At 68.8% G+C, this 20,622-nt stretch carries 24 protein-coding genes; 11 read left to right on the top strand and 13 right to left on the bottom strand.

Annotated features, from left to right (window positions below; all coding sequences use genetic code 11):
* The first annotated feature begins 48 nt into the window (after window positions 1–48).
* A complete protein-coding gene (locus ACFQI8_RS10565; protein ID WP_004970903.1) occupies window positions 49–747 on the top strand; it encodes an RNA ligase partner protein in 699 nt (232 codons plus the stop codon).
* A 25-nt stretch (window positions 748–772) separates the two neighbouring features.
* Here ACFQI8_RS10565 and ACFQI8_RS10560 read toward each other — a convergent pair whose 3' ends face one another.
* Both ACFQI8_RS10560 and ACFQI8_RS10555 read right to left on the bottom strand, forming a co-directional pair.
* Window positions 773–973 (bottom strand): DUF7511 domain-containing protein, encoded by a 201-nt coding sequence (locus tag ACFQI8_RS10560; protein ID WP_390244548.1) that lies wholly within the window; start codon window positions 971–973, stop codon window positions 773–775.
* Window positions 973–1,320: a helix-turn-helix domain-containing protein gene (locus ACFQI8_RS10555; RefSeq protein WP_390244576.1), complete on the bottom strand. Its 348-nt coding sequence runs from the start codon at window positions 1,318–1,320 to the stop codon at window positions 973–975. Before ACFQI8_RS10555 ends, ACFQI8_RS10560 begins: the two co-directional genes overlap by 1 nt.
* A gap of 181 nt (window positions 1,321–1,501) precedes the next feature.
* Here ACFQI8_RS10555 and ACFQI8_RS10550 point away from each other — a divergent pair, with 181 nt between their 5' ends.
* Together ACFQI8_RS10550 and ACFQI8_RS10545 are read left to right on the top strand one after the other, a co-directional pair.
* The gene (locus ACFQI8_RS10550; protein WP_390244546.1) at window positions 1,502–2,143 is read left to right on the top strand and encodes a helix-turn-helix domain-containing protein; all 642 of its coding nucleotides are present in this window, start codon (window positions 1,502–1,504) and stop codon (window positions 2,141–2,143) included.
* A gap of 94 nt (window positions 2,144–2,237) precedes the next feature.
* Window positions 2,238–2,372 (top strand): DUF7560 family zinc ribbon protein, encoded by a 135-nt coding sequence (locus ACFQI8_RS10545; RefSeq protein ID WP_004970899.1) that lies wholly within the window; start codon window positions 2,238–2,240, stop codon window positions 2,370–2,372.
* Window positions 2,373–2,462: 90 nt separating this feature from the next.
* Here ACFQI8_RS10545 and ACFQI8_RS10540 read toward each other — a convergent pair whose 3' ends face one another.
* The gene (locus ACFQI8_RS10540) at window positions 2,463–2,975 is read right to left on the bottom strand and encodes a halocyanin domain-containing protein (protein ID WP_390244544.1); all 513 of its coding nucleotides are present in this window, start codon (window positions 2,973–2,975) and stop codon (window positions 2,463–2,465) included.
* A 73-nt stretch (window positions 2,976–3,048) separates the two neighbouring features.
* Here ACFQI8_RS10540 and ACFQI8_RS10535 point away from each other — a divergent pair, with 73 nt between their 5' ends.
* The 3 genes from ACFQI8_RS10535 (at window position 3,049) to ACFQI8_RS10525 (ending at window position 4,851) form a co-directional block, all read left to right on the top strand.
* Window positions 3,049–3,396 carry an Htur_1727 family rSAM-partnered candidate RiPP gene (locus ACFQI8_RS10535; RefSeq protein WP_390244574.1) on the top strand — a complete coding sequence of 116 codons (348 nt, stop codon included), beginning with the start codon at window positions 3,049–3,051 and terminating at the stop codon, window positions 3,394–3,396.
* A complete protein-coding gene (locus tag ACFQI8_RS10530) occupies window positions 3,393–4,601 on the top strand; it encodes a TIGR04347 family pseudo-SAM/SPASM protein (protein WP_390244542.1) in 1,209 nt (402 codons plus the stop codon). The genes ACFQI8_RS10535 and ACFQI8_RS10530 overlap by 4 nt, the downstream gene beginning before the upstream one ends.
* 64 nt (window positions 4,602–4,665) lie before the next feature.
* Window positions 4,666–4,851, top strand: coding sequence for a hypothetical protein (locus ACFQI8_RS10525; protein ID WP_390244540.1), 186 nt, complete (start codon window positions 4,666–4,668; stop codon window positions 4,849–4,851).
* Between the two features lie 68 nt (window positions 4,852–4,919).
* Here ACFQI8_RS10525 and ACFQI8_RS10520 read toward each other — a convergent pair whose 3' ends face one another.
* Entirely contained in the window at window positions 4,920–5,969 is a 1,050-nt protein-coding gene (locus ACFQI8_RS10520) for an NAD(P)/FAD-dependent oxidoreductase (protein ID WP_390244538.1), read from the bottom strand.
* A 141-nt stretch (window positions 5,970–6,110) separates the two neighbouring features.
* Here ACFQI8_RS10520 and ACFQI8_RS10515 point away from each other — a divergent pair, with 141 nt between their 5' ends.
* The gene (locus tag ACFQI8_RS10515; RefSeq protein WP_390244536.1) at window positions 6,111–6,395 is read left to right on the top strand and encodes a DUF357 domain-containing protein; all 285 of its coding nucleotides are present in this window, start codon (window positions 6,111–6,113) and stop codon (window positions 6,393–6,395) included.
* Window positions 6,396–6,506: 111 nt separating this feature from the next.
* Here ACFQI8_RS10515 and cysS read toward each other — a convergent pair whose 3' ends face one another.
* From cysS to ACFQI8_RS10500, 3 genes are all read right to left on the bottom strand, one after another.
* On the bottom strand, window positions 6,507–7,991 hold the full coding sequence (cysS, locus tag ACFQI8_RS10510) for a cysteine--tRNA ligase (RefSeq protein ID WP_390244534.1): 1,485 nt from the start codon (window positions 7,989–7,991) through the stop codon (window positions 6,507–6,509).
* Window positions 7,992–8,108: 117 nt separating this feature from the next.
* Window positions 8,109–9,917, bottom strand: coding sequence for a globin-coupled sensor protein (locus tag ACFQI8_RS10505; protein WP_390244532.1), 1,809 nt, complete (start codon window positions 9,915–9,917; stop codon window positions 8,109–8,111).
* A 66-nt stretch (window positions 9,918–9,983) separates the two neighbouring features.
* Window positions 9,984–10,478 carry a DUF7523 family protein gene (locus tag ACFQI8_RS10500; RefSeq protein ID WP_390244530.1) on the bottom strand — a complete coding sequence of 165 codons (495 nt, stop codon included), beginning with the start codon at window positions 10,476–10,478 and terminating at the stop codon, window positions 9,984–9,986.
* Window positions 10,479–10,658: 180 nt separating this feature from the next.
* Between ACFQI8_RS10500 and ACFQI8_RS10495 the strand changes: the two genes are divergently transcribed.
* Together ACFQI8_RS10495 and ACFQI8_RS10490 are read left to right on the top strand one after the other, a co-directional pair.
* The gene (locus ACFQI8_RS10495) at window positions 10,659–11,537 is read left to right on the top strand and encodes a CbiX/SirB N-terminal domain-containing protein (protein ID WP_390244528.1); all 879 of its coding nucleotides are present in this window, start codon (window positions 10,659–10,661) and stop codon (window positions 11,535–11,537) included.
* Window positions 11,537–12,706, top strand: coding sequence for a DR2241 family protein (locus tag ACFQI8_RS10490; RefSeq protein WP_390244526.1), 1,170 nt, complete (start codon window positions 11,537–11,539; stop codon window positions 12,704–12,706). The genes ACFQI8_RS10495 and ACFQI8_RS10490 overlap by 1 nt, the downstream gene beginning before the upstream one ends.
* A 71-nt stretch (window positions 12,707–12,777) precedes the next feature.
* Here the strand turns inward: ACFQI8_RS10490 and ACFQI8_RS10485 are convergent, their stop codons facing one another.
* The 3 genes from ACFQI8_RS10485 to ACFQI8_RS10475 form a co-directional block, all read right to left on the bottom strand.
* Window positions 12,778–13,359: a DUF7524 family protein gene (locus tag ACFQI8_RS10485; protein ID WP_390244524.1), complete on the bottom strand. Its 582-nt coding sequence runs from the start codon at window positions 13,357–13,359 to the stop codon at window positions 12,778–12,780.
* A 57-nt stretch (window positions 13,360–13,416) separates the two neighbouring features.
* The gene (locus tag ACFQI8_RS10480; RefSeq protein WP_049905248.1) at window positions 13,417–13,602 is read right to left on the bottom strand and encodes a methytransferase partner Trm112; all 186 of its coding nucleotides are present in this window, start codon (window positions 13,600–13,602) and stop codon (window positions 13,417–13,419) included.
* A gap of 108 nt (window positions 13,603–13,710) precedes the next feature.
* On the bottom strand, window positions 13,711–15,042 hold the full coding sequence (locus ACFQI8_RS10475; protein WP_390244522.1) for an adenylosuccinate synthase: 1,332 nt from the start codon (window positions 15,040–15,042) through the stop codon (window positions 13,711–13,713).
* A 231-nt stretch (window positions 15,043–15,273) separates the two neighbouring features.
* Here ACFQI8_RS10475 and ACFQI8_RS10470 point away from each other — a divergent pair, with 231 nt between their 5' ends.
* Window positions 15,274–15,579: a hypothetical protein gene (locus tag ACFQI8_RS10470; protein ID WP_004043804.1), complete on the top strand. Its 306-nt coding sequence runs from the start codon at window positions 15,274–15,276 to the stop codon at window positions 15,577–15,579.
* Window positions 15,580–15,839: 260 nt separating this feature from the next.
* Here the strand turns inward: ACFQI8_RS10470 and ACFQI8_RS10465 are convergent, their stop codons facing one another.
* Window positions 15,840–18,095, bottom strand: coding sequence for a DUF7527 domain-containing protein (locus tag ACFQI8_RS10465; protein WP_390244519.1), 2,256 nt, complete (start codon window positions 18,093–18,095; stop codon window positions 15,840–15,842).
* Window positions 18,096–18,285: 190 nt separating this feature from the next.
* Here ACFQI8_RS10465 and ACFQI8_RS10460 point away from each other — a divergent pair, with 190 nt between their 5' ends.
* Window positions 18,286–19,191, top strand: coding sequence for a methyltransferase domain-containing protein (locus ACFQI8_RS10460; protein WP_390244517.1), 906 nt, complete (start codon window positions 18,286–18,288; stop codon window positions 19,189–19,191).
* Here ACFQI8_RS10460 and ACFQI8_RS10455 read toward each other — a convergent pair whose 3' ends face one another.
* On the bottom strand, window positions 19,192–20,055 hold the full coding sequence (locus ACFQI8_RS10455) for a CDP-alcohol phosphatidyltransferase family protein (RefSeq protein ID WP_390244515.1): 864 nt from the start codon (window positions 20,053–20,055) through the stop codon (window positions 19,192–19,194). It abuts the gene before it with no gap.
* A 162-nt stretch (window positions 20,056–20,217) separates the two neighbouring features.
* Window positions 20,218–20,571 (bottom strand): hypothetical protein, encoded by a 354-nt coding sequence (locus ACFQI8_RS10450; protein ID WP_390244513.1) that lies wholly within the window; start codon window positions 20,569–20,571, stop codon window positions 20,218–20,220.
* Between the last annotated feature and the right edge of the window lie 51 nt (window positions 20,572–20,622).

Below are 20,622 nucleotides of genomic sequence, written 5' to 3'. Positions count from 1 at the left end.
TTCGTCCACGGGGAAGGGTCATAGTGCCGCGGTACCAACTAACGAACGATGGCCGAGTACCCGCTGAAACAACGCTTCGTGCTCGACACCTCGCTGTTTCTCTCCGAGGAGATTCGAGACGACGACGAGACGTTCGAGGAGGGAATCGAACGGCTCCTCGACACCATCGCCGCCGCGCGACTGGACCTGAACATCTCGTGTTACATGCCGCCGTCTATCGCCGCGGAGTTGGAACACATCCTGCGCGACCGCGGCGTCTCCGAGGACGTGCTCGGCAAACTCGACACGTGGGTCATCAAGAAACACCCCGACCGCTACGAGGTGTACATCCCCGCCGAGGTCGTCTACCGCTTTATCGACGAGATGTCCGACCGGGTCAACCGCGGCCTCCGGGTCTCGGAGAAGGCCGTCCGCAAGGCCGAGGAGTCGAAACAGCGGTCAAACGGCGGGTCGAAGCTCTCCGATGTGGACAAGGTCATCTCCGACCTCCGGGAGGACTACCGCGGCGCGCTCAGACAGGGCGTCCTCGACTCCCGCGAGGACTTCGACCTCCTCATCCTCGCGCGCGAACTGAACGCCGGCGTCGTCACCGAAGACACCGGCATCATCAGTTGGGCCGCCGACTTCGGCCTGCGAAACCTCCGCGGGCGGGCGTTCCCGACCCTGTTAGAAGAGTACCTCATGGCGCTCGACAGCCCGCGCCCGTGGCACAGGGGCGACGACGGGGTCGACGCCGACCGACTGTAACCTTGCTGTCACTCTCTCCCCTCTGCTACGCCATCGAGTCGACGTCGACGAAGCTCCCCTCGAACGCCGATAGCCACTGAGTCAGTTGGTCTTCGGGCGTCGCGTCCGCCGGGTAAATCGTACACTCCTCGCGCCCGTCGGGATGGGTGGTCAGCCGAGACGCGAGCCGCGGCCGTTCGGGGTGTTCGCCCCCCGAATCCGGCGGGTGAACCGGCTCCGACCCCATCAGCGGTCGCCTCCGAGGGCGACCTCGAGTCCCCGGTCGTCGTTCAGCGACACCGTGACCGACTCGACGCTCGACCGGTACTGGTGGGTGTGGGTCCCGTTGGCCCGCAGTTGAAGCGTCTCTTCGAGCAGGCTCGCCTCCGAGAGCTGTTCGACTTTCCGGTACGTCGTCGACAGCGGGACGTCGCACGCCTCGGAGAGGTCCTGTGCGGTCATCGGCTCGGTCGCACCCTGAAGCGTGGTGAGGATTCGCCGGCACGCGCAGTCCGACAGCGCTTCCAGCACCTGTTCCGCCTCCAGTTCGGCGGGCTTCGGTCCGGTCGCCTTGCGTCTGAGGCCGGTCTGCATGCTCACTCGTAGATTCGCCCGCGTCGCCCGTCGAAGGGTACCCAAAATATACAGGGCGCTTTATACCCCACGAGCGACCGCGGCCCGTTTGACGGGGGCGACGACTGGAAACGGACCACGATATAAAGGCCCAGTGTATCGGGGGTGTTTATATCAGGGCCTGGGGCGACTCCGTACTCTTATGACGAGCGCAGCGGGCATCAGAGCGGAGTTGAAAGTGACGGGGCCGGACGGCTGTCCCGTCGCGACGGTCTCCGAGGGCGACACCTCGGGCTACGCGCTCTCGCGGAGCATGGCTCCCAACGAGGGCGGGTCGGTCGTCGAGGAGTTCGTCTTCGATGACGACGACGAGGTCCCCGAGGAGATGGAGCGGCTGTTCGAGTACGGCGACGGGAGCGTCTACCGGTTCGACCGCGAGGGCGGTATCGGCTGTCCCTGCGAGCGCGTCGAGGCGTTCGACTGCCCGGTCGTGGACGTCCAGACGCGCGACGGCGCGCTGTTTCTGACGTTCCACGCCCCTGACGTGGAGACACTCCGCGACGTGGTCGCCTCCCTCCGGGAGTCGTCGGGAGCGGTGGACGTGCGCCGACTGCTCCAGTCGTCGGCCGACGAGTCGCGGGACCTCGTGTTGGTCGAGCGCGGCCAGCTCACCGACCGTCAGCGCGAGGTGCTGGAGACGGCCCACGAGATGGGCTACTTCGACCACCCGCGGCGCGCGAACAAAGGCGAGGTCGCGACCGAACTCGGCATCACGACCTCGACGTTCTCCGAGCACCTCGCCATGGCACAGAAGAAACTCATGGGTGCCATCCTTCAGGGGTGACGAGATGAGACGTGTCGACGGGGTATCAGTCCCCCGCGAATGCAGGGTGCGACCCCTCGGGCCGCCGCTTCGTACCACTAATCGGTGAGCAACGATGCGCGAGTTCGACGTGACCTGTCCCGAGTGCGGCGAGCGCTACCGGGTCAACGAGCCGATGATGCGGACGCTCCGGGAGACCGGCTGTGTCCTCTGTACCGCGCCGCTGAACGACGCCCCGAAGTCCGCGTGACGCCGACGCCCCCGCCGACGCCGTCGGTCGGCCGGCGGGCTGACGGGTCGCTCCGCCCGCGACGACGCGGCGACAGTTCCGACGACGCAGTTACTCGACGACGACGACGCCGACCATGCCGAGCGTCTCGTGCGGGATGCAGACGTATCTGTACTCGCCGGACTCCTCGAAGGTGTACTCGAAGGTGTGGCCCTCCGAGACGGTGAGCTCCGATTCGAACAGCCCGTCTTCGCGGTTGACGACGTTGTGCGTCCCGCCGTTTCCGGTCCACTCCCAGACGACGGTCGTTCCCGGGGAGACCCGAACCGCGGCGGGGGCGAACGCGTAGCCGCCGCCGTTGCCGGCCGCGCCGACCGCGACCGTGACGCTGTCCTGTCCCGTCAGGTCGTGGACGCCGTCGTAGTTCCCCGTCCGGTCGAACCAGCCGCCGAAGTCCCGCATCTCGTGTTCGGGGGTGTCTTCCCCGTCGGACGAGTCGCCGCCCCCGTCGCCCGCGCCGCCGGAGCCGCCGCCGGACGAACTCGAACAGCCCGCCAAGAGCGCGATACCTGTCGACGCCGCCGTTGCGTGGAGAAACGACCGCCGAGAGACCCGTTTCGTCATTAGCTGGCGCTAGTGAGTGGCCGAACAAGTCGAAAGCTTCGATTCCCACGCGCTGAAAACGGGCGAAACGAGCGTGACCGTCCCGCCCGAAGGCGACGGCATGGACGACGACGGCGACCCGAGGCGACGACCGCGAATCGACGGCAGCCGCCAGTGGGAAGTGTTCTACCGCGACGTTCCGACCGAGCCGATGCGCCACGTCGGAAGCGTGACCGCGCCCTCCGAGGACCTCGCGACCGAGCAGGCGCGGACGCTGTTCGGCGACGGCGACGCGGACCTCTGGCTCGCGCCGGCCGACGAGTTCCTCCGACTCGGCGGGAACGACCTCGCGGCGAAAGGCGAGGGGGCGAACGGCGGGACGGAGCACGGCGACGCCGCGGAAGACGCCCGCGGAGCCGAAAACGGGGTGTCGGCCGAGTGATCTCGATCAGCAAGCTCCTGTGCGGACAGGGAGCCGAGGGCGACGGCCTCCGCTACGACGACCCCGACGCCGACATCGACCAGATTCGCGAGGAGAAACAGAAACGTCCGGTCGTGGTCTGGAACACGACGCGGCGCTGTAACCTCTACTGCGAACACTGCTACGCCGGGGCCGACCTCGACCCCGCGCAAGGCGAACTCTCGACCGCCGAGGCGAAGGGCCTCATCGACGATCTCGCGGCCTACGACGTGCCCGTCCTGCTGTTTTCGGGCGGCGAGCCGCTCGTCCGCGAGGACCTCGTCGAACTCGTCGACTACGCCACCGACGCCGGCATCCGGGCGGTGCTTTCGACCAACGGGACGCTCATCACCGAGGAGAAGGCGCGCGCGCTCCGCGACGCCGGCCTCTCTTACGCCGGCGTCTCCGTCGACGGCTTGGAGGAGCGCAACGACCGTTTCCGCGGGAAAGACGGCGCGTTCGAGGCCGCCGTCCGCGGCATCGAAAACTGCCTCTCGGTGGGGCTCAAGACCGGCCTCCGGTACACCATCACCGAGCACAACGCCGCCGACATGGAGGACGTGGTCGACCTGCTGTACGACGTGGGCGTCGACCGCTTCTGTTTCTACCATCTCGACTACGGCGGCCGCGGCGGCGACATCGCCGACGCCGACCTCGACGACGAGGCCCAGCGCCGCGCCGTCCGCCGGCTGTTCGACATGACCCGCGAGTACCACGCCGAGGGCGAGGAGATAGAGACGCTTCTCGTCGGCAACTACGCGGACTCCGCCTACGTGGTCGAGTACGCCCGCGACGAGCTCGACGCCGACCACGCCGAGCGGATTCACCGGCACCTCCGCGTCAACGGCGGCGACCCGACCGGCGAGCGCGTCGCCGACGTGGACTACCGCGGCGACGTCCACCTCACGCAGTTCTGGCAGGGCTACAGCCTCGGCAACGTCCGGGACCGCCCGTTCGGCGACATCTGGGACGACGAGTCGAACCCGCTTCTCGCCAAGCTCCGCGAGCGCGAACAGCACCTCACCGGCAAGTGCGCGACCTGCCAGTATCAGGACGTCTGCCGCGGCTCCTCGCGGCTTCGGTCGCTCGCGGCGACCGGTGAACTGTTCGGTCCCGACCCGCAGTGTTACCTGACGCCCGACGAGCGCGGCGCGGGGGTCGACGCGAGTCCCGGCGCGGCCGACTGAGGGTCGCCTTTCACCCGCTGGGAACGTACCCGACGCTTATTTTGCGGCGAGTCCAACCGCGGCTATGGAAACCAAACGAGGCGTCCCGAACATCCTCGGGAACGGATTCGTCGGCGTCGGTCTCGTCATCTTCACCGTCGCGGTCGCGGACGCGGTCGGCGTCGTGGACGCGCGATTCTCGCCCGGCGTCTACCTGATTTTCGTGGCGATTAGCTTCGTCCTCGCGTGGCTGTTGCGGTCGCTGACGTAGGGAGAACCGAAAAGAAATCGAGGAGGAATCGAACGCCGAGCGCCCGCGAGCGCGCGGCCGACGCTCGCTTACTCGGCCGCGCTCGCGGCCGCCTGCTTCTCCTCGCGTTCGAGTTCTTCGAGGTAGTCGTCGGCGTCGAGGGCGGCCTTCACGCCCATACCCCCGGCCGTCGCGGCCTGCTGGTAGTGGTAGTCGACAACGTCGCCCGCGGCGAAGATGCCGGGCACGTCGGTCGCGGTCTGGCCGCCGCCGGAGCCCCCCTTGGCGACGATGTAGCCGTCGTCGTCGCGCTGGACGCCCGTCCCCTCGAGGTAGTCGGCGTTCGGCGTGTGGCCGATGGCGTAGAACACCGCGCCCACGTCGAAGTCGAACTCCTCGGTCTCGGGGTCGTCGAGCTTGTCGCTCGGGTGGCCCTCGGGGTTGCGGACGAGCGTCACGTGGTCGACGCCCTCTTCGGGCGTGCCGTGAAGCTCCGTCGCCTCGGTGTTGAGCATGAGTTCGATTTCGCCCTCGTCGACTTTCTCCGTCAGGCGGTCGACCCAGTAGTCCTCGGCGCGGAACTCCTCGCGGCGGTGGACGAGGTAGACCGTCGACGCGAACTTGGTCAGGAAGTTGGCCTCCTCGACGGCGGCGTCGCCCCCGCCGATGACCATGATTTTCTCGTCGCGGAAGAACGCGCCGTCACAGGTCGCACACGTCGACAGGCCGTAGCCCATCAGGTTCTCCTCGCCGGGGATGCCGAGGGTGCGAGCCGACGCGCCCGACGCCGCGATGATGGCGTCCGCGGTGTACACGTCGCCGTTCTTGAGCGTGACCGTGAAGGGTCGCTCCGAGGCGTCGACGTCCTCGATGATGCCGTGGCGAATCTCCGTGCCGAAGCGCTCGGCCTGCGCTTTCATGTTGTTGATGAGCTCCGGCCCGGAGATGCCCTCGGGGAAGCCGGGGTAGTTGTCCACCTCGGTCGTGAGCGTGAGCTGTCCGCCCGGCTCGTCGCCCTCCAGCACCAGCGGCTCGTTGTTGGAGCGGGCCGCGTAGATGGCCGACGAGAGCCCGGAGATACCCGAGCCGGCGACGATGAGTTTCCTGTGTTCCACGAACGAATCGGCGTCCTCTGTCATGTCCGATAGTTCGCTACACCGGTGTCTTAAGGTTTCGCTGTATTGCGAGGAGCGCTACACCACCGCCACGATACCGCATGCCACGGTCCTCGCGGCGCGCGGAGCGAAAGACCGGTATCCGTCGCCGACGCATCACTCCGCATGGCCGCCGACTTACGGGAGAAGACGAACCGCTACGAGGGGATGCTCGCCGACGCGCTCGACGAGGCGGTACAGGCCGTCCCCGACGAGACGCACCTCGGCGAGGCCGCCGCCGACTGTCTGGAGATGGCCGAGTCCTACCTCGACGACGGCCGGCACTTCAAGGCCGACGACGACTGGGTGAACGCGTTGGCGTCGTTTTCGTACGGCTACGGCTGGCTCGACGCGGGCGTCAGGATGGGGCTGTTCGACGTGCCCGACGATTCGCACCTGTTTACGATGTGACTGGGTTTCGGTGGGCGCGTACGACACGCGAACAGCTGTCCCCGACGCCGGCCCCAAGAGCGGCCGGCGGCGCAGGACGACTTCGCAGTCGTGCTGTTTCTGCTCGGCTGACTACTCGAACCGGAACGTCGCACCGTCGGGGGCGTCTTCGACGTCGACGCCGAGTGCCGTCAGGTCGTCGCGCAGGTCGTCGGCGCGCTCGTAGTTGCCCGCCTCGCGCTCGGCCTCGCGCACGTCCAAGACCAGCTGGACGAGGTCTTCCGCGACCGAGACGTCGCCGCCCTCGCCCGCGCCGCCGAAGGAGAGGCCGAACACCTCGCCGCCGAGGTCCTCGAACGCCTCGACCGCCCGCCGGAGCGCGCGGTAGTCGTACTCGTCCGCGTCGGCGACGTGGCGGTTGACCGCGCCGGCGAGGCCGAGTAACTCGGCCATCGCCTCGCGGACGTTGAAGTCGTCGTTCATCGCCGCGCGGAAGTTCTCGCGGGTCTCGGTCACGGTGTCACGGAGGGCCTCGGCCTCGACTTTCGTCCGGGCGTCGGGGCTGTCGGCCGCGTCGACGGCGGCCTCGTAAGCGCGTTCGAGGCGCTCCCAGCGCTCTTCGGCCTCGGCGATGGTCTCCTCGGAGTACGTCTGTTCGGAGCCGTAGGCCGTCGAGAGGTAGAACGTCCGAAGCACGTCGACGCCGAACTCGTCGAGGGCGTCGCCGACCGTGAAGAAGTTGCCGAGGCTCGAACTCATCTTGTCGCCCTCGGTCTGGAGCAGGCCGACGTGGAGCCAGTAGCGGGCGAACTGCCGACCGGTCGCCGCCTCCGACTGGGCGATTTCGTTCTCGTGGTGCGGGAACACGAGGTCGCGGCCGCCCACGTGGATGTCGAGGGTGTCGCCGAGGTGCGTCATCGACATCGCCGAGCACTCGATGTGCCAGCCGGGTCGGCCCTCGCCCCACGGCGACTCCCACGTCTCGCCGCACGGCTCGTGGAGCGGTTCGAGGGCGGGGTCGCGGTGTTCGGCGGCCGTCTTGGGGTCGACCGCGCCGGCCTTCCAGAGCGCGAAGTCGGTCGGGTTGCGCTTCTCGGACCGTTCGTCTTTCGTCGCCCGCGACTCCAGCTCTTCGAGCTTCTGGTTCGAGAGCTTCCCGTAGTCGTCGAACGTGGACACGTCGAAGTAGACAGAGCCGTTGGACTCGTAGGCGTGGCCGCGGTCGACGAGCGTCCGAATGAGGTCGATAATCTCGGGGATGTGCTCGGAGACGCGCGGGTAGACCTCGGCGCGCTTCAGGTTCAGCCCGCGCATGTCGCGAATCACGTCGCCGACGAAGTGCTCGGCGACGCTCGCCTCGTCGTCGCCGAGGTCGTCCTCGCCGATGCGGGCGGCTATCTTCTCGTTCACGTCGGTGAAGTTCTCGACGTGGCGCACGTCGTAGCCCTCGTAGTCCAGCCAGCGGTGCATCAGGTCAGCGTGCATCCACAGGCGGGCGTGGCCGAGGTGTGCGTGGTCCGAGACCGTCAGTCCGCAGACGTAGAGCAACACTTCGTCGCCGTGCGACTCGAACTCCTCGCGCTCTCCCGTCAGGGTGTTGGTCACGGAGAGGGTCATCGCACTCGGCTACTCTCGGCACCGCTTTCAACCCGTCGGAAACACAGTCGGTTCGGAGTCGATGCGGGGTCTGCTCGGCGAGGCGACCGCCGCGCCGCCGCCACCTCCTCGCGGCGGCTACTTCGTCCAGTCCGGGCGGTCGGCCTCGCCGCGGCGAATCTTCGCCAGCGTCTCCTCCGAGAGGAGTCGCTTGACGAACGCCGGAATCCGGTCGGTCGGGTCGGTCGGGCCGGCGTCGTCGGTCGGGTCGCCGTCGGTCGCATCGCCGTCGGTCGCGGTCGAACCCGCGCCGCCGACTCGGTCGCCGGTCGCGGTCGTCGGTGCCGTCTCTCCTCCGACCGCGCGGTCGGCGTTCGCCGCCGACGCGAGCGCGTGGTGCCCGCCTCTGGTGGCGACGCCGCCGTCGGTCGTCGTCTCCGCGCGCCGGCGGAACGATTCGAGGTCGGCCTCGCGGTCCAAGTCCTCGACGGCCGTGTCGAGGTCGGCGGCCTGTTCGGCCTGCTCGGAGACGCTCTCGGAGATGCGGTCTATCTCGGCGGTCACCTCGTCGACCTGCGTCGCCGCGTCGTCGACGAAGGTGGCGATGTCGGAGGTGAGCGTCGCCTGCTCGTCGGTCGCCCGCGCCACCTCGTCGATTCCGTCGGTCACGTCGGCGACCGAGTCGGTTATCTCGTCGAGGCTCTCGACGGTCGACTCGACCCGCTCGATGCCGTGGTCGATGTTCTCGTCGGCCGACGACAGCGCCTCGGCGGTGTCCTCGATGTGGTCGGTCACGTCCTCTATCATCTGACCGATGCGCTCGGCCTGCGACTTCGACTCGTTGGCGAGCGACTTCACCTCGTCGGCGACGACGGCGAAGCCGGAACCCGCCTCACCGGCGCGGGCGGCCTCGATGGAGGCGTTGAGCGCGAGCAGGTTCGTCCGGTCGGCCACCTCGTCGATGACCTCGACGATGTCCTGAATCTCGTCGATGGCGGCCACGAGTGCCTCGACGTTCACGGTGATCTCGTCGCGGTCGTCGCCGACCTGCCGCATCGCGTCGATTGCCTCGCCGGCCTCGGCGCGGCCCTCCTCGGCCCGCGTGGTGGCCTCGTCGCTCCGGGAGGACACGTCGTCGGCGGTGGCCGCGACCTCCTCGACGGTCGCGCTGAGGTTCGACAGCTCGGCGGCGATTTCCTCGGTCATGTCGGCCTGCCGGGCCGCCAACCCCTCGATTTCGGCGATGCTCTCGCTCGTGCCGGCGGTCTCTTCGTGGAGCTGTGAGGCGACCGATTCGAGGTTCCCGCGGCTCTCTCTGGCCCGTCGGACCTCCTCGCGGACGTCCAGCGAGTACGAGTAGAGGTAGGTGGCGTTGACGACCTGTCGGTCGAGGTTGAGCCCGCGGACGACCGCCATCATGTCCGCGAACGCCTCGTCGACGGCGGCTTCGACGCGGTCGGCGTCCTCGCCCGACAGCGACTCGGTGGCGTCGGCGACGGCGCGCCCGCGGAGTTCGTCCGCGAAGATGCCGGTGACGTTGGCGAACATCCCGCCGAAGTAGTGCAACGGCATGTCGAGTTTGTCGTGAAGCAGGCCGATTCGCGTGCGCGCCGCGTAGTGGTTCTGGTCGTAGTTCCCGTCGGTGAACGAGCGGTAGTAGCCGGAGACCACCGCCCGGAGACCGTCGATGTCGCCGTTCGAGCGGTCGATGACGTCCGCCGTCCGCTCGTTCGCGAGAATCGGCTCGACGAAGCCGTCGACGAGCGCCTCGTCGCGGGCCTCGACGACGCCCCGGAGGTCGGCGAGACGCGCGGCGTCCTCGTCGTCGAAGCCGACGAACGACTGCCGCCAGCCCAACTCGTCGGCGTCGAGGTCGAGTTCGGCGAGGAGCTCCGTGGATGAAAGCGAGATGTTGCCGTCGTCGTCGCGGGGGCTGGGCGAAACCATTGACGGATTCAGCGACTCCGTGGTAATAAGCGCCGGCCGTCGGGTATCACGGTTGATAGCCGGAAATCAGGTGTATAAATCGCTGACGGCCGACTCGACGACACGGAGGGCGGCGGCTCCCTGTCGGCGCGGCACGACCACGGCGAGCGCGTCGCCCGCGACGCCCGCGGCGTCGACGACGACGGACTCGGCGTCGAGGCGGGAGAGGACGGCGGCGAGGACGGTCGGGTCGACCTCGCCCTCAGCGATGATAGCCGTGAGCGGGCCGCCGCCGGCGAGGTCGACGCCGGCGACCGAGAGCACTGGGTCTTCGTCGGTCTCCTCGACGTCCTCGCCGACGAGCCCGACGCCGCTTCGCATCGTCACGGCGGCGTCTCGGGGGTCGGCTTCGAGCGGCGGGAGGTCGTCGGCGAACCGGCGGAGCGCGGCCGCGACCGCCTCGTCGTCGCCGAGGTCGAGTTCGGCCGCGGCGGCGGCGTAGTTGACGACGCCCGCGCGGAGCGCGGCGAGGAGATACGGTCGTGCGCGGACTGCGTCGCGCGCGTCGGCGGCGAGGGACATGGCTCCGTGATGGTCGGGCGCGCGCAAAAAACCGCCGCTCGTCGGTCGCCGTCGGAGCCGCCGACAGGGCCTACACCGCGACGCGTCGCTTGAACGGGTGGCGAACGCGAGTTGTCCGAACCCGAAGATTCCTTTCTCCGATGCGAAGTTCATAAGACAGTCCCCTCGTAACCCCCGGACATGCAAGCTCTGGTTATCGTGGCGCACGGGTCCCACCTGAACCCGGATTCGAGCGCCCCTACCTACGACCACGCGGACACGGTCCGCGAGGTGGGCGCGTTCGACGAGGTGCGGACCGGCTTCTGGAAGGAAGAGCCGTCGATTCGCGAGGTGCTCCGGACCGTGGAGGCCGACGAGGTGTACGTCGTCCCGCTGTTTATCAGCGAGGGCTACTTCACGGAGCAGGTCATCCCGCGTGAACTCCGTCTCGACGGGTGGGACGTGGCCGACTGGGACTCCGACGGCCTGTCGGCGTCGCACGTCACCCTCACCGCGAGCGACGTGCCCGAGAAGACGATTCACTACTGCGGGCCGGTCGGGACGCACGCGGCGATGACCGACGTGTTGGTCCGCCGGGCCGAGACGGTCACCGGCGACCCGAACGTCGGCGAGAGCTTCGGTCTCGCCGTCGTCGGTCACGGGACCGAGCGCAACGAGAACTCCGCGAAGGCCATCGAGTACCACGCCGACCGCATCCGGGAGCTGGACCGCTTCGACGAGGTGCAGGCGCTCTACATGGACGAGGAGCCCGAGGTCGACGACGTGACCGACTACTTCGACTCCGAGGACGTGGTGGTCGTCCCGCTGTTTATCGCCGACGGCTTCCACACCCAAGAGGACATCCCGGAGGATATGGGCCTGACCGACGACTACCGCACGGGCTACGACGTGCCCGCCGAGGTGGACGGCCACCGCATCTGGTACGCCGGCGCGGTCGGGACCGAGGGCCTCATGGCCGACGTGGTGCTCGAACGCGCGGCCGACGCGGGCGCCGACATCGGTAACAGCCTCGAAGTCGTGCGCGAACGCACCCGGAAGACGCCGCAGGAGGCGAACTGATGGGACACCACCTCGACGCCCTCGTCGACGCCGCGGCGACCGGTGACGGCGTCTCGCTCGACGGACTCACCGCCGTCCACGGCGACGATGGCTTCCGCCTCGAAACGCCCGACTCGACGCTTTCGGGGCTCACGGAAGGCGGGCTCCGCGAGGCCCTCGCCGACCGCGACGACTACGCGACGAACTGGTACTTCTGGTCCGAGGTCGTCGGCGAGGCCAGCCCCCAGCGGCGGGCGTTCCTCCGCTGGGTCGAAGGCGCGTCAGTCGATGCGGGAGGCGACGACGATGGAGACGGAGACGGCGGCGACAACGACGCCGATGCCGACGCTGACGCCGCCTCGGTCCCCGAGCGGTACGAAGCCCTCCGAGACGGCATCTGCCGCGAGTGGGGCCAACTGCTCGTCACGGCCACGGTCGACGACCACGGCGAGCGCTCTTACGAACTCCGCCACGCCGACGAGGTCGACGCCGACCGCGACGACCTCGACGCCTACCACGAACCGCTCGCGGCCCGGCAGTTGGCGACCTACGACGAGAAGGGTCGGTACCGCCCGCTGAAGGCCGGCAACAACCTCGCCGGCGGCTGGGTGTTCCCCGACCTCGACGGCCGCGACCTCGTGGGGACCGTCGAGACGTTCTACCCCGCGTCGGTGCCGAACTGGGACCGCGAGCGCCGGGGCGAACTCGACGTGACACACTGGGCGGACGCCATCGGCCGCCAGACCGGGATGTACAGCGTCGTGAAGACGTGGAACCGCGGCGACGGCCACGAACACGTCGACTGGGTCGCGGAGGCCTGCTGCGACGACAGCCAGTGCGTCAAGCGCCGCGAGTGGGAGTACGACGACGACACCGACCTCGCCGTCGACGGCGGCGACGGCGCGTTCCCGTGCCGTGAGCCGTGTTCCGTCGTCATCGCGGCGTCACGCAAGTGGACGCGGCTGGAGGGCGAGGAGACCCAGACGTACGAGTTCGAACTCACGCCCTCCGAAAAGGAACAGGTCGAGGACATCATCGACGCCGTCGCGGACGACCGCACCGACGACATCCGCGAGGCCGACGTGTACGAGGGCGCGAACCGCTACCGGGCGCGGTTCCTGCGCGCGAAACTGTTCGACGACGAGGGGAACCTCGGCGGCGTCCCGACGGACGCGCCCGACGGCGAGTAAGCCGCGCCGCGAGGAGCGGGAATCGGACCGATTTTTCCGACGCCGTCACCGCGTCGTCAGCATCGTCCACGTCACCGCATCGTCAGCACCAGCGCCGCGAGGACGCCGCCGACGACGACGCCGGCCCCGAGGGTGATGGCGAAGCTCTCGAACAGCGAGGCGAGCGCCACCGCGAGGACGAGCGCGACCAGCGCGAGGCCGAACACCGGGACCGCCCGCGGGTCGACGCTCGGGAACACGTCGGCGATGCTTTCGGTCACGCTCGGCTCGGGTTCGGGCTGTTTGGGCTTCGAGAGCGTCTCGTCCACGTCGACCGACGGCTCGCCGCCCGAGCCGGGTTCGACGGTCACGTCGACGTACCTCGTCTCGGAGCCGTGGCCCGAGACGATTTTGAGCTTCCCCGACACCGGTTCGGGCGGCGAGGTGACGAACACCTCGACGGTCTTCGTCTGGCCGCCGTCGACGAAGTGGTTTCCTTCGGACAGGCTCGCCGCGCGCGAGAGTTCGTCGTCGATGTGGAGGTGGACGTGCACCGCCTGTCCGTCGTTCGCGAGCTCGACCGAGAACGGCCCGTTCGTCGAGAACGACGGCGCTACCGAGAGGTCGTGTGGGCGCTCGTCGTTCAGCGTGACGGTGAGCGGCGCGTTCGACACGGCTTCACCGTCGAGACGAGAATAGAAAAACGTTCAGGTCCGATGAGGTGTCGTCCCTCAGTCGTCGCGCATGTCCGGCGGCAGGAGGTTCGGGATGCCGTCCTCGATGGGGTACACCTCGCCGGTGACCGTGCCGATGAGCCGCCCCTCGAGGATTTCGTCGCCGTCGCGCTCGTCGACTTCCAGCTCGAGTTCGCTCTTGTCGAGGGGGTCACAGAGGATGTCCATCAGGGATTCTTTCATCGTCGTGACGGTGGATTGCGCGAAGTAAAAGCGTACGGGTTCGCCGCCGTCGCGGCGACGGTCTGCGGACGGAGACGCGTCCTCACCGGTCGGACGACCGCGGGGCGCTCAGTCGTCGAACGGGTTCTCGATGTGGACCGTCTGCTCGCGGCCGGGACCGACGCCGACGGCGTAAATCGGCACGTCGATCTCGTCCGAGAGGTATTCGAGGTAGTCCTGTGCGGCGTCGGGGATGGCCTCGTAGCCCTCCTCTGTGACGGCCGCCCAGTCCACTTCGGGCCACGTGTCGAACCCCTTGAGGACGGGTTCGCACTCGCCCCAGCGCTCGGTGGTCGCGGGCATCGTCAGGCGTTCGTCGCCCTCCAGTTCGTAGGCGTGACCGACCTTGACCTCGTCGAGGCCGGCGAGCACGTCGAGGTGGTTGACGGCGATGCCGGTGAAACCGCTGACGCGGGCGGCGTGGCGGAGCATCGGCATGTCGAGCCAGCCGATGCGGCGCGGGCGGCCGGTGACGGTGCCGAACTCGCCGCCCTTCTCGCGGATGAAGTCCGCGAGTTCCTCCTCGCGGTCGTCGTCTTTCAGTTCGGTCGGCATCGGGCCCTCACCGACGCGGGAGAGGTAGGCTTTGACGATGCCGACGACCTCGCCCTGTCCGACGACGGTCGGGCCGACGCCGGTGCCGGTGGCCGCGCCGCCGGCGGTCGGGTTCGAGGAGGTCACGTACGGGTAGCTCCCGTGGTCGATGTCGATGAGCGTGCCCTGTGCGCCCTCGAACATCACGTTGTCGCCGGCCTCGCGGCGCTCGGCGAGGAAGTCGCCGCAGTTGACGGCCATGTCGTCCTCGCGGAGGCGACGACCGATTTCGGTGAACTCCTCGACGAGCGCTTCCACGTCGCACTCCTCGCCGGCTTCGAGGCCGTACACGTCCTCGATGAGCGCTTTCTTCTGGGGAACCACGTACTCCAGTCGCTGGCGGAGCACGTCGGGGTCGAGCAGGTCGCCGACGCGGATGCCGCGACGGCCGGCCTTGTCCTCGTAGGTCGGGCCGATGCCGCGGCCGGTCGTGCCGACGGTGAGGTCCGAGTCGGCCTTCGCCTCCTCTTCGATGTTGTCGAGGCGGCGGTGATACGGCATGATGACGTGCGCGCGCTTGGCGAGGCGCACGTCGGGGTCGAGGCCGCGCTCGCGGAGGTCGTCGATTTCGGAGAACAGCGTCCGCGGGTTGATGACACAGCCGTTTCCGAGGACGCCGACCTTGTCGCGGACGGCCCCGCTCGGGACGAGCGACAGCTTGTACTCCTCGCCGTCTTCGACGACGGTGTGGCCGGCGTTGTCGCCGCCCTGATAGCGGACGACGATGTCAGCGTCACCGCCCCAGAGGTCGACGAGCGCGCCTTTGCCCTCGTCGCCGAGTTGCGAACCGACGATGGTAACAGTCATACGTCGGCCGTTCCCCGCGCCGGACTAAACAGATTACGGTCGCGGCCGACGAGCAATACACGAATGTGCCTAATTCTATCGCAGTCACCGAGAAATACGCCATGAACACGCATTGTCGTGGCGACGGATAACACAACGGTTAATTAGTGTCCTCAGTAAGGTCGGGTTATCGGATTTTCGCCGGCTCGGAGGGCAAGGCTTAAAGCCTACCAAGAAGAGTTAACAAATGGCATGATAGACCGACTTGAGAAGGAAGTCGATATGTTGGAGCGCCATCTCCAGGTCCTGAAGATGGTCATCGAAAGTGAGCCAATCGGCATCGTGAAGATGTCCAACGAGACGGGCTACCCGCACCACAAGGTCCGGTACTCTCTCCGCGTTCTCGAAGAAGAGAACCTCATCGAACCCTCCAGCCAGGGCGCAATCACCACCGAGCGCACCCAGGAGTTCGTCGACGAACTCGACGACAAGCTCGACGAAATCGTCGGCAAGCTCGAATCGATGAAAATCGAGGAAGCGGCCGAAATCGAGAACTAACCACGCTTCAGGCGCACGCGGTCGTTCTATCACTGTTTCGTCCGACGAGTCTCTCCGGGCACGACATCGGACCGACCGCGGTAGCGACGCTTCGACGCGACACTACGGACACCACGGACACTATCCGCGGCGCTCGAACGGCGTCCGCGGTCGTTTCACTATTTTCTCAGTCGCACCGATAGCCGCGGCGCTCCGCGCGTGACCCTTCACGGGAGAACGAACGCAAAAACAGCGACAGCGACGCCGAGCGGGTCGCCGACTCAGAGGTCGGGGACGTTCAGGTGGAACTCGCCGCCGCGGGCCTCCACCAGACAGAGGTGGTAGCCGCGCTTCCGCGAGAGCTTCACGAAGCTCTTGCGCTTCGACCGGCTCAGGAGGCCGCCGCCGGTCTCCTCGGTGGCGGCTTCCAGCGCTCCCGGCTCGAAGAAGCTCTTCGTGACCACGAACGCCGAGCCGAGCGTCTCTTTCGCGTCGGCGACGGTCTTCGAGTCCTTGATGAGCTGGGTGACCATCGGCCGGGTCGCCGGGTCCCGCGAGTCGTTCAGGTTCGCCACGAACAGCGGCTCGCCCATCTGGTCGCGGACGATGATGTCGAACTGCCGGGACTCGGCTTCGCCGTCGCCGAGGGGTATCGAGACGCTCCCGTACAGCTCGATTCGGTCGGCCTTCGGAATCGAGTCGAAGACGCCGGCGAGGCTCGACCGATTGCCAGTCTCGCCGATTTCGTAGAGCAGGTCGGTGACGACCCACTTGGCGAAGCCGTACTCGGGCGTCTCGTGGAGGAACTCCTCGTAGGGCTGGCCGTCGATGCCGAGCCCCTCCGTGTCGAACGTGGTGTGGTGTTCGAGCCGGAGGTTCTCGACGACCTCCTCGCGGGAGGTCTGGCCGTCGTGGGCCTTCTCCAGCGTCGCCTCGCCTTTTCGGGCGTAGCGGACGAACAGGTTCGTCCCGCGGAGCGCCTCGTCGGCCGACATGGTCCGGTCGGTCGAACGAACCCCCGCCTCGTCGAGCTGTCCCCGAAGCCGTTCGGCCTCGGATTCGAGCTCGGCGACGCGGTCTTCCAGCTCCTCGGCGCGCGAGCGGTGTTCGTCCCGCTCCTCGCGGAGGGCGTCGCGCTCGGATTCGAGCCGGTCGCGCTCGGACGCCAGCGCCTCGACTCGCTGTTTCAGCGACTCGGCTTCCGCCGGGTCGACGGCCGGCTCCTCCGGCGTCTGTTCGGCCGGCTGAGACTGCCGCTGGGTCGGCTGGTCTTCCGGCGACGGTCGCGACTCGCCGGTCGCCCCGCCCTGCGACGGGCGGCGGTGCGTCGCGTGCGTCGTGTTCCGCTGGTGGCTTCGGGGTGTCCCGGGGCGGCCGTCGACGGACTCGCCCTCGGCGTCGCGGGGGTCGAGCGAGGGAATCGACCGGGCGTTTCGCCACTGCGCCTCGGCGGAGAACACGTCGTCGCCGGTCGCGTCGTCTGCGGCGGACGGCTCCGGAGACGCCGGGTCGGGGTTCTCCTGCGGGGCGTCGACGACGACCGGTCCATCTGTCGTCGTCGACCGCGACTCGGCGTCGGCCTGCGCGGACCGGCTCGCGGACGGCGCGGCCACCTCGGCTGATTCCGACGACTGCGACCCGTTCGTGGGTCCAGACGGGTCGGGAGCCGACCCCGTCACCCCGTCGTCGGGGGGCGACGACTCGGTCGCCTCGGCGTCGTCCGCGGCCGCGTCGGCCGAGGCGGCAGGGGCCGGTTCTTCGTCCCCCGGCTCCGGCTCGTCGGCCACCGTCGGCTCGTCACCGACGAGGTCGCCGTCGGTGTCGTCGACCTCGGAGGTCTCGCCGCCGTCCTCGTCGGTAACCGCGGTCGCTCCCGGTTCGTCGGTGGCCGTCGGGGCGTCCGCGTCCTCGGCGTCGTCCTCGGCCGCCTCGTCGTCCGCTGGAGTCACGCCGCCCGCGGCGACTCCCGTCGCATCGTCGGTTTCCTCGTCGGGTTCGCCGCCGGGAATGTCGACGAGGTCGAGGTCCACGTCGTAGACCTTGTAGATTCCAACTTCGTCGCTCGCGCGCTCGAACGCCTCGTCGCCGGTGATGAGTCGCCTGCTGTTGCCGACGAAGGCGGCGCTCATCGACTTCCCCCCGTGGTAGACGACGTAGTAGTCGCCCGAGAGCACGTTCTCCGACAGTTCGACGTAGCCGGTGAAGCCGCCCGCCGAGAGCGTTCCGTCGGCGTCCTGTAGCGGCGTCTCCTCCGTGTAGTACTGCGCGCGGACGTCGCCGCCGGTCTCACGCATCGCGTACAGAAGCGGCAGGGCCGGGTCCGGTGCGCGATACGCCTCGATTGATTCACCCTCGAAACCGCCCACCGTCCCGTCGAAAACCCCGAGGAGACGGCCGTTGAGCATGAATCCCCACGTCATGCCTGCGACGACGGCTCCTGTGAAGCCGTCGTCCGCGAGCGACCGGAGGCCACCGTAGCCTCGTTCGGCGGGCGCGGAGTCCCACCCGGTCACCGCGTCAATAATCTCGCTATCCATTTGGCGTTACATCACCGGAACCGAATCAAATAGTTTCCGGGCGAACCGAGCGAACGTTTAGTTCAGCTCACACTTCGGCGTGTCCGGTGTGACCGATTCGCTCGCCTTGGTCGGGTCCGGGACCCTGTCGGGACCGGGCCGAGACCGGGCCGGGAGAACGGTTATACGAGTCCGCCGAGACGAGTCGGTCGTGACCAGCCACGACGACCGGTTCGTCCACTACCTCCGCGCGAAGGAGTCCGTGGACGACCGCGCGCTCCACCGACCGACGCTGGCGAGCCTCGAAGACCGACTGGAGGCGCGCGCCGAGTCGCGGTCGGGACAGCCGCTCCGCGTCGTCTCGGTCGGGGCTGGAACGGGCGCGATGTGTCGGCGACTCCTCTCGTGGGGCGTCTTCGACGCGCACGACGAGATAAAGTACGTCCTCGTCGACCGAACGCGCGGGATGGCCGACAACGCGGCCGCGGCGTTCGCCGAGTGGGCCCGCGCCGCCGGTTGGACCGCCGAGCCGACGTCGAACGGCTTTCGCATCGACCGCCACGGTCGCTCCGTCTCTCTCACCTACGTGACGAGCGACATCTTCGAGGCGATGACGGTCCTCCCGAAGGCCATCGACCTCGTGGTCGCCCACGCGGTCCTCGACGTGCTCCCGCTTCGCCGCGCGGTCGCCGCGCTCCTCTCGCGGCTGACCGACGACGGCCTCTTTTACGCGCCCATCACGTTCGACGGCCGAACCGCGTTCCGCCCGAGCCACCCCGACGACGACGACGTCCTCGGCGCGTACCACGAGACGATGCGCGGCGACGACCGCGCGGGCCCGGACACCGGCTCCGACCTCCTTTCCGTCCTCCCCGACCTCGGCGCGCCCGTCGTCGCGGCCGGCGGCTCCGACTGGGTCGTCCACCCGCCGCACGACGACGAGGCGCGACGCTTCCTCGACCACATCCTCGGCTTCGTCGAGGCGTCCGTCGGCGAGGTGGACGCGGTCGACCGCGAGACGCTCGACGGGTGGCTCCGCGCCCGACACGACGCCCTCGCGGGCGACGAACTCGCGTACGTCGCCCACAACCTCGACGTGTTGGCCGAACTCGACTGATTACTCGGACGCTGACGCGTTCCCGTCGCCCTCGCCGCGTCGGGGCTCCCCGTCGCCGCCGGTATCGGGGCTGACACGCCCGAATCGCCCCGACACGTACCCCCAGTCCCGAGCGAAGCCAACGAGGAGCGCCGCGGCCGCGACGCCGGTCAGGAGGGGCATCCACGGGTCGAAGACGCCGGGCGCGAGCGCCAGTGAGACGACGGCCATCTGGCCGCCGGCGAGGACGCGGCGCGACGCGCGGGGCGGGAGGTCGAACGTCGGCCGGCCCGCCCGCTCGCGGCGGCGGCGACCGACGAGAAACACGTACCGCGCCGCGCCGACCGAGAGGTACCACCACGCGAGCTCGCCGAGGAGGACGCCCGCGAGGGGGGCGACGAGCAGGCCGAAGGCGTCGACCGCGGTGTCGAGTCGCGCGCCGAGTCGGCTGACGCGGTCGAGTCTGCGGGCGAGCGCCCCGTCGAGCGCGTCGAGCGCGGCGGCGACGCCGTAGCCGACGGCGGCGGCCCACGCCCACGACGGACTCAGCGGCCCGTGGAGCGCCACGCCGGCGACGCCGGCGACCCCCGCGACGAGAAACCCGCGGGTGAGCGTGACCGCGGTCGGTACTCCGAGGCTATCGTAAGGGTCGCCCGGTTCTGCCGACCCGGATTCGCGTCCGTCGCCGAGTGCGACGTTCTTGTCCGCGTTCGCATAGGCGTACGCGCAGAGGCCGACGACGACGAGCAGGGTCCCGGCGGCCCACGTCGCGGCGGCGGTCTCGGGCGAGGGGTCGGCCCGCGAGACGAGCCACACCCACTCGGTCGCGAGCAGTCCGCCGAACCCCAGCGTGGCCGCGGCCGCCGCGCCGCCGGTTTCGAGCACGCGGCGTCTCGTCCGACGCGTCGTTCGCGGAGTCGCCGCACCGTCCGAGAGCGTCACGGCCGCCGACTGTCGCCTCGGCGGTCGGACAGTGTGCTACGCATACCCGTACTGGGGGCCGGACGGCGGTTAAGTGTTCCTCGCGTAACAGCGCCACGAGCCGAATCACTGGGAGTTCGCGCGGTCGAGATGACGACTCCAGAGCTCGACCACCGCGAGGAGGAGCAGATACGTCGAGAGCCCGGCCGCGACGACGAGGAGCGACGCCGGCCCGAAGACGACGACGCCGAGGGCGGTGCCGACGGCGGCGACCGCGGCAGACGCGGCTCGCACGCCCCGTCGTTCCCACAGTCTGCGGACGCTCGACGCTCGCAGTGAAAGCGCGATTTCGAGGGCGAGCGCCCCGACGACGCCGACGAAGACCGGCTCGAGCGTCACCGGCGTCCGCAGGAGGGCCACCGCGGCCGCGACGGGGACGAACACCGACCCGGCGAGCGCGGCGTCTCGGCGGCGGGTCATAGAGCACCTACCGCGTCAGGGCGCTTTTAGCCACCGGCGGCCATAGCGGGA

Origin of the sequence: Haloferax chudinovii (genome assembly GCF_042663345.1) — an archaeon.
Lineage (GTDB): Archaea > Halobacteriota > Halobacteria > Halobacteriales > Haloferacaceae > Haloferax > Haloferax chudinovii.
Note: the sequence above shows the minus strand (reverse complement) of the source record. Positions and strands in the feature narration are given on the sequence as shown.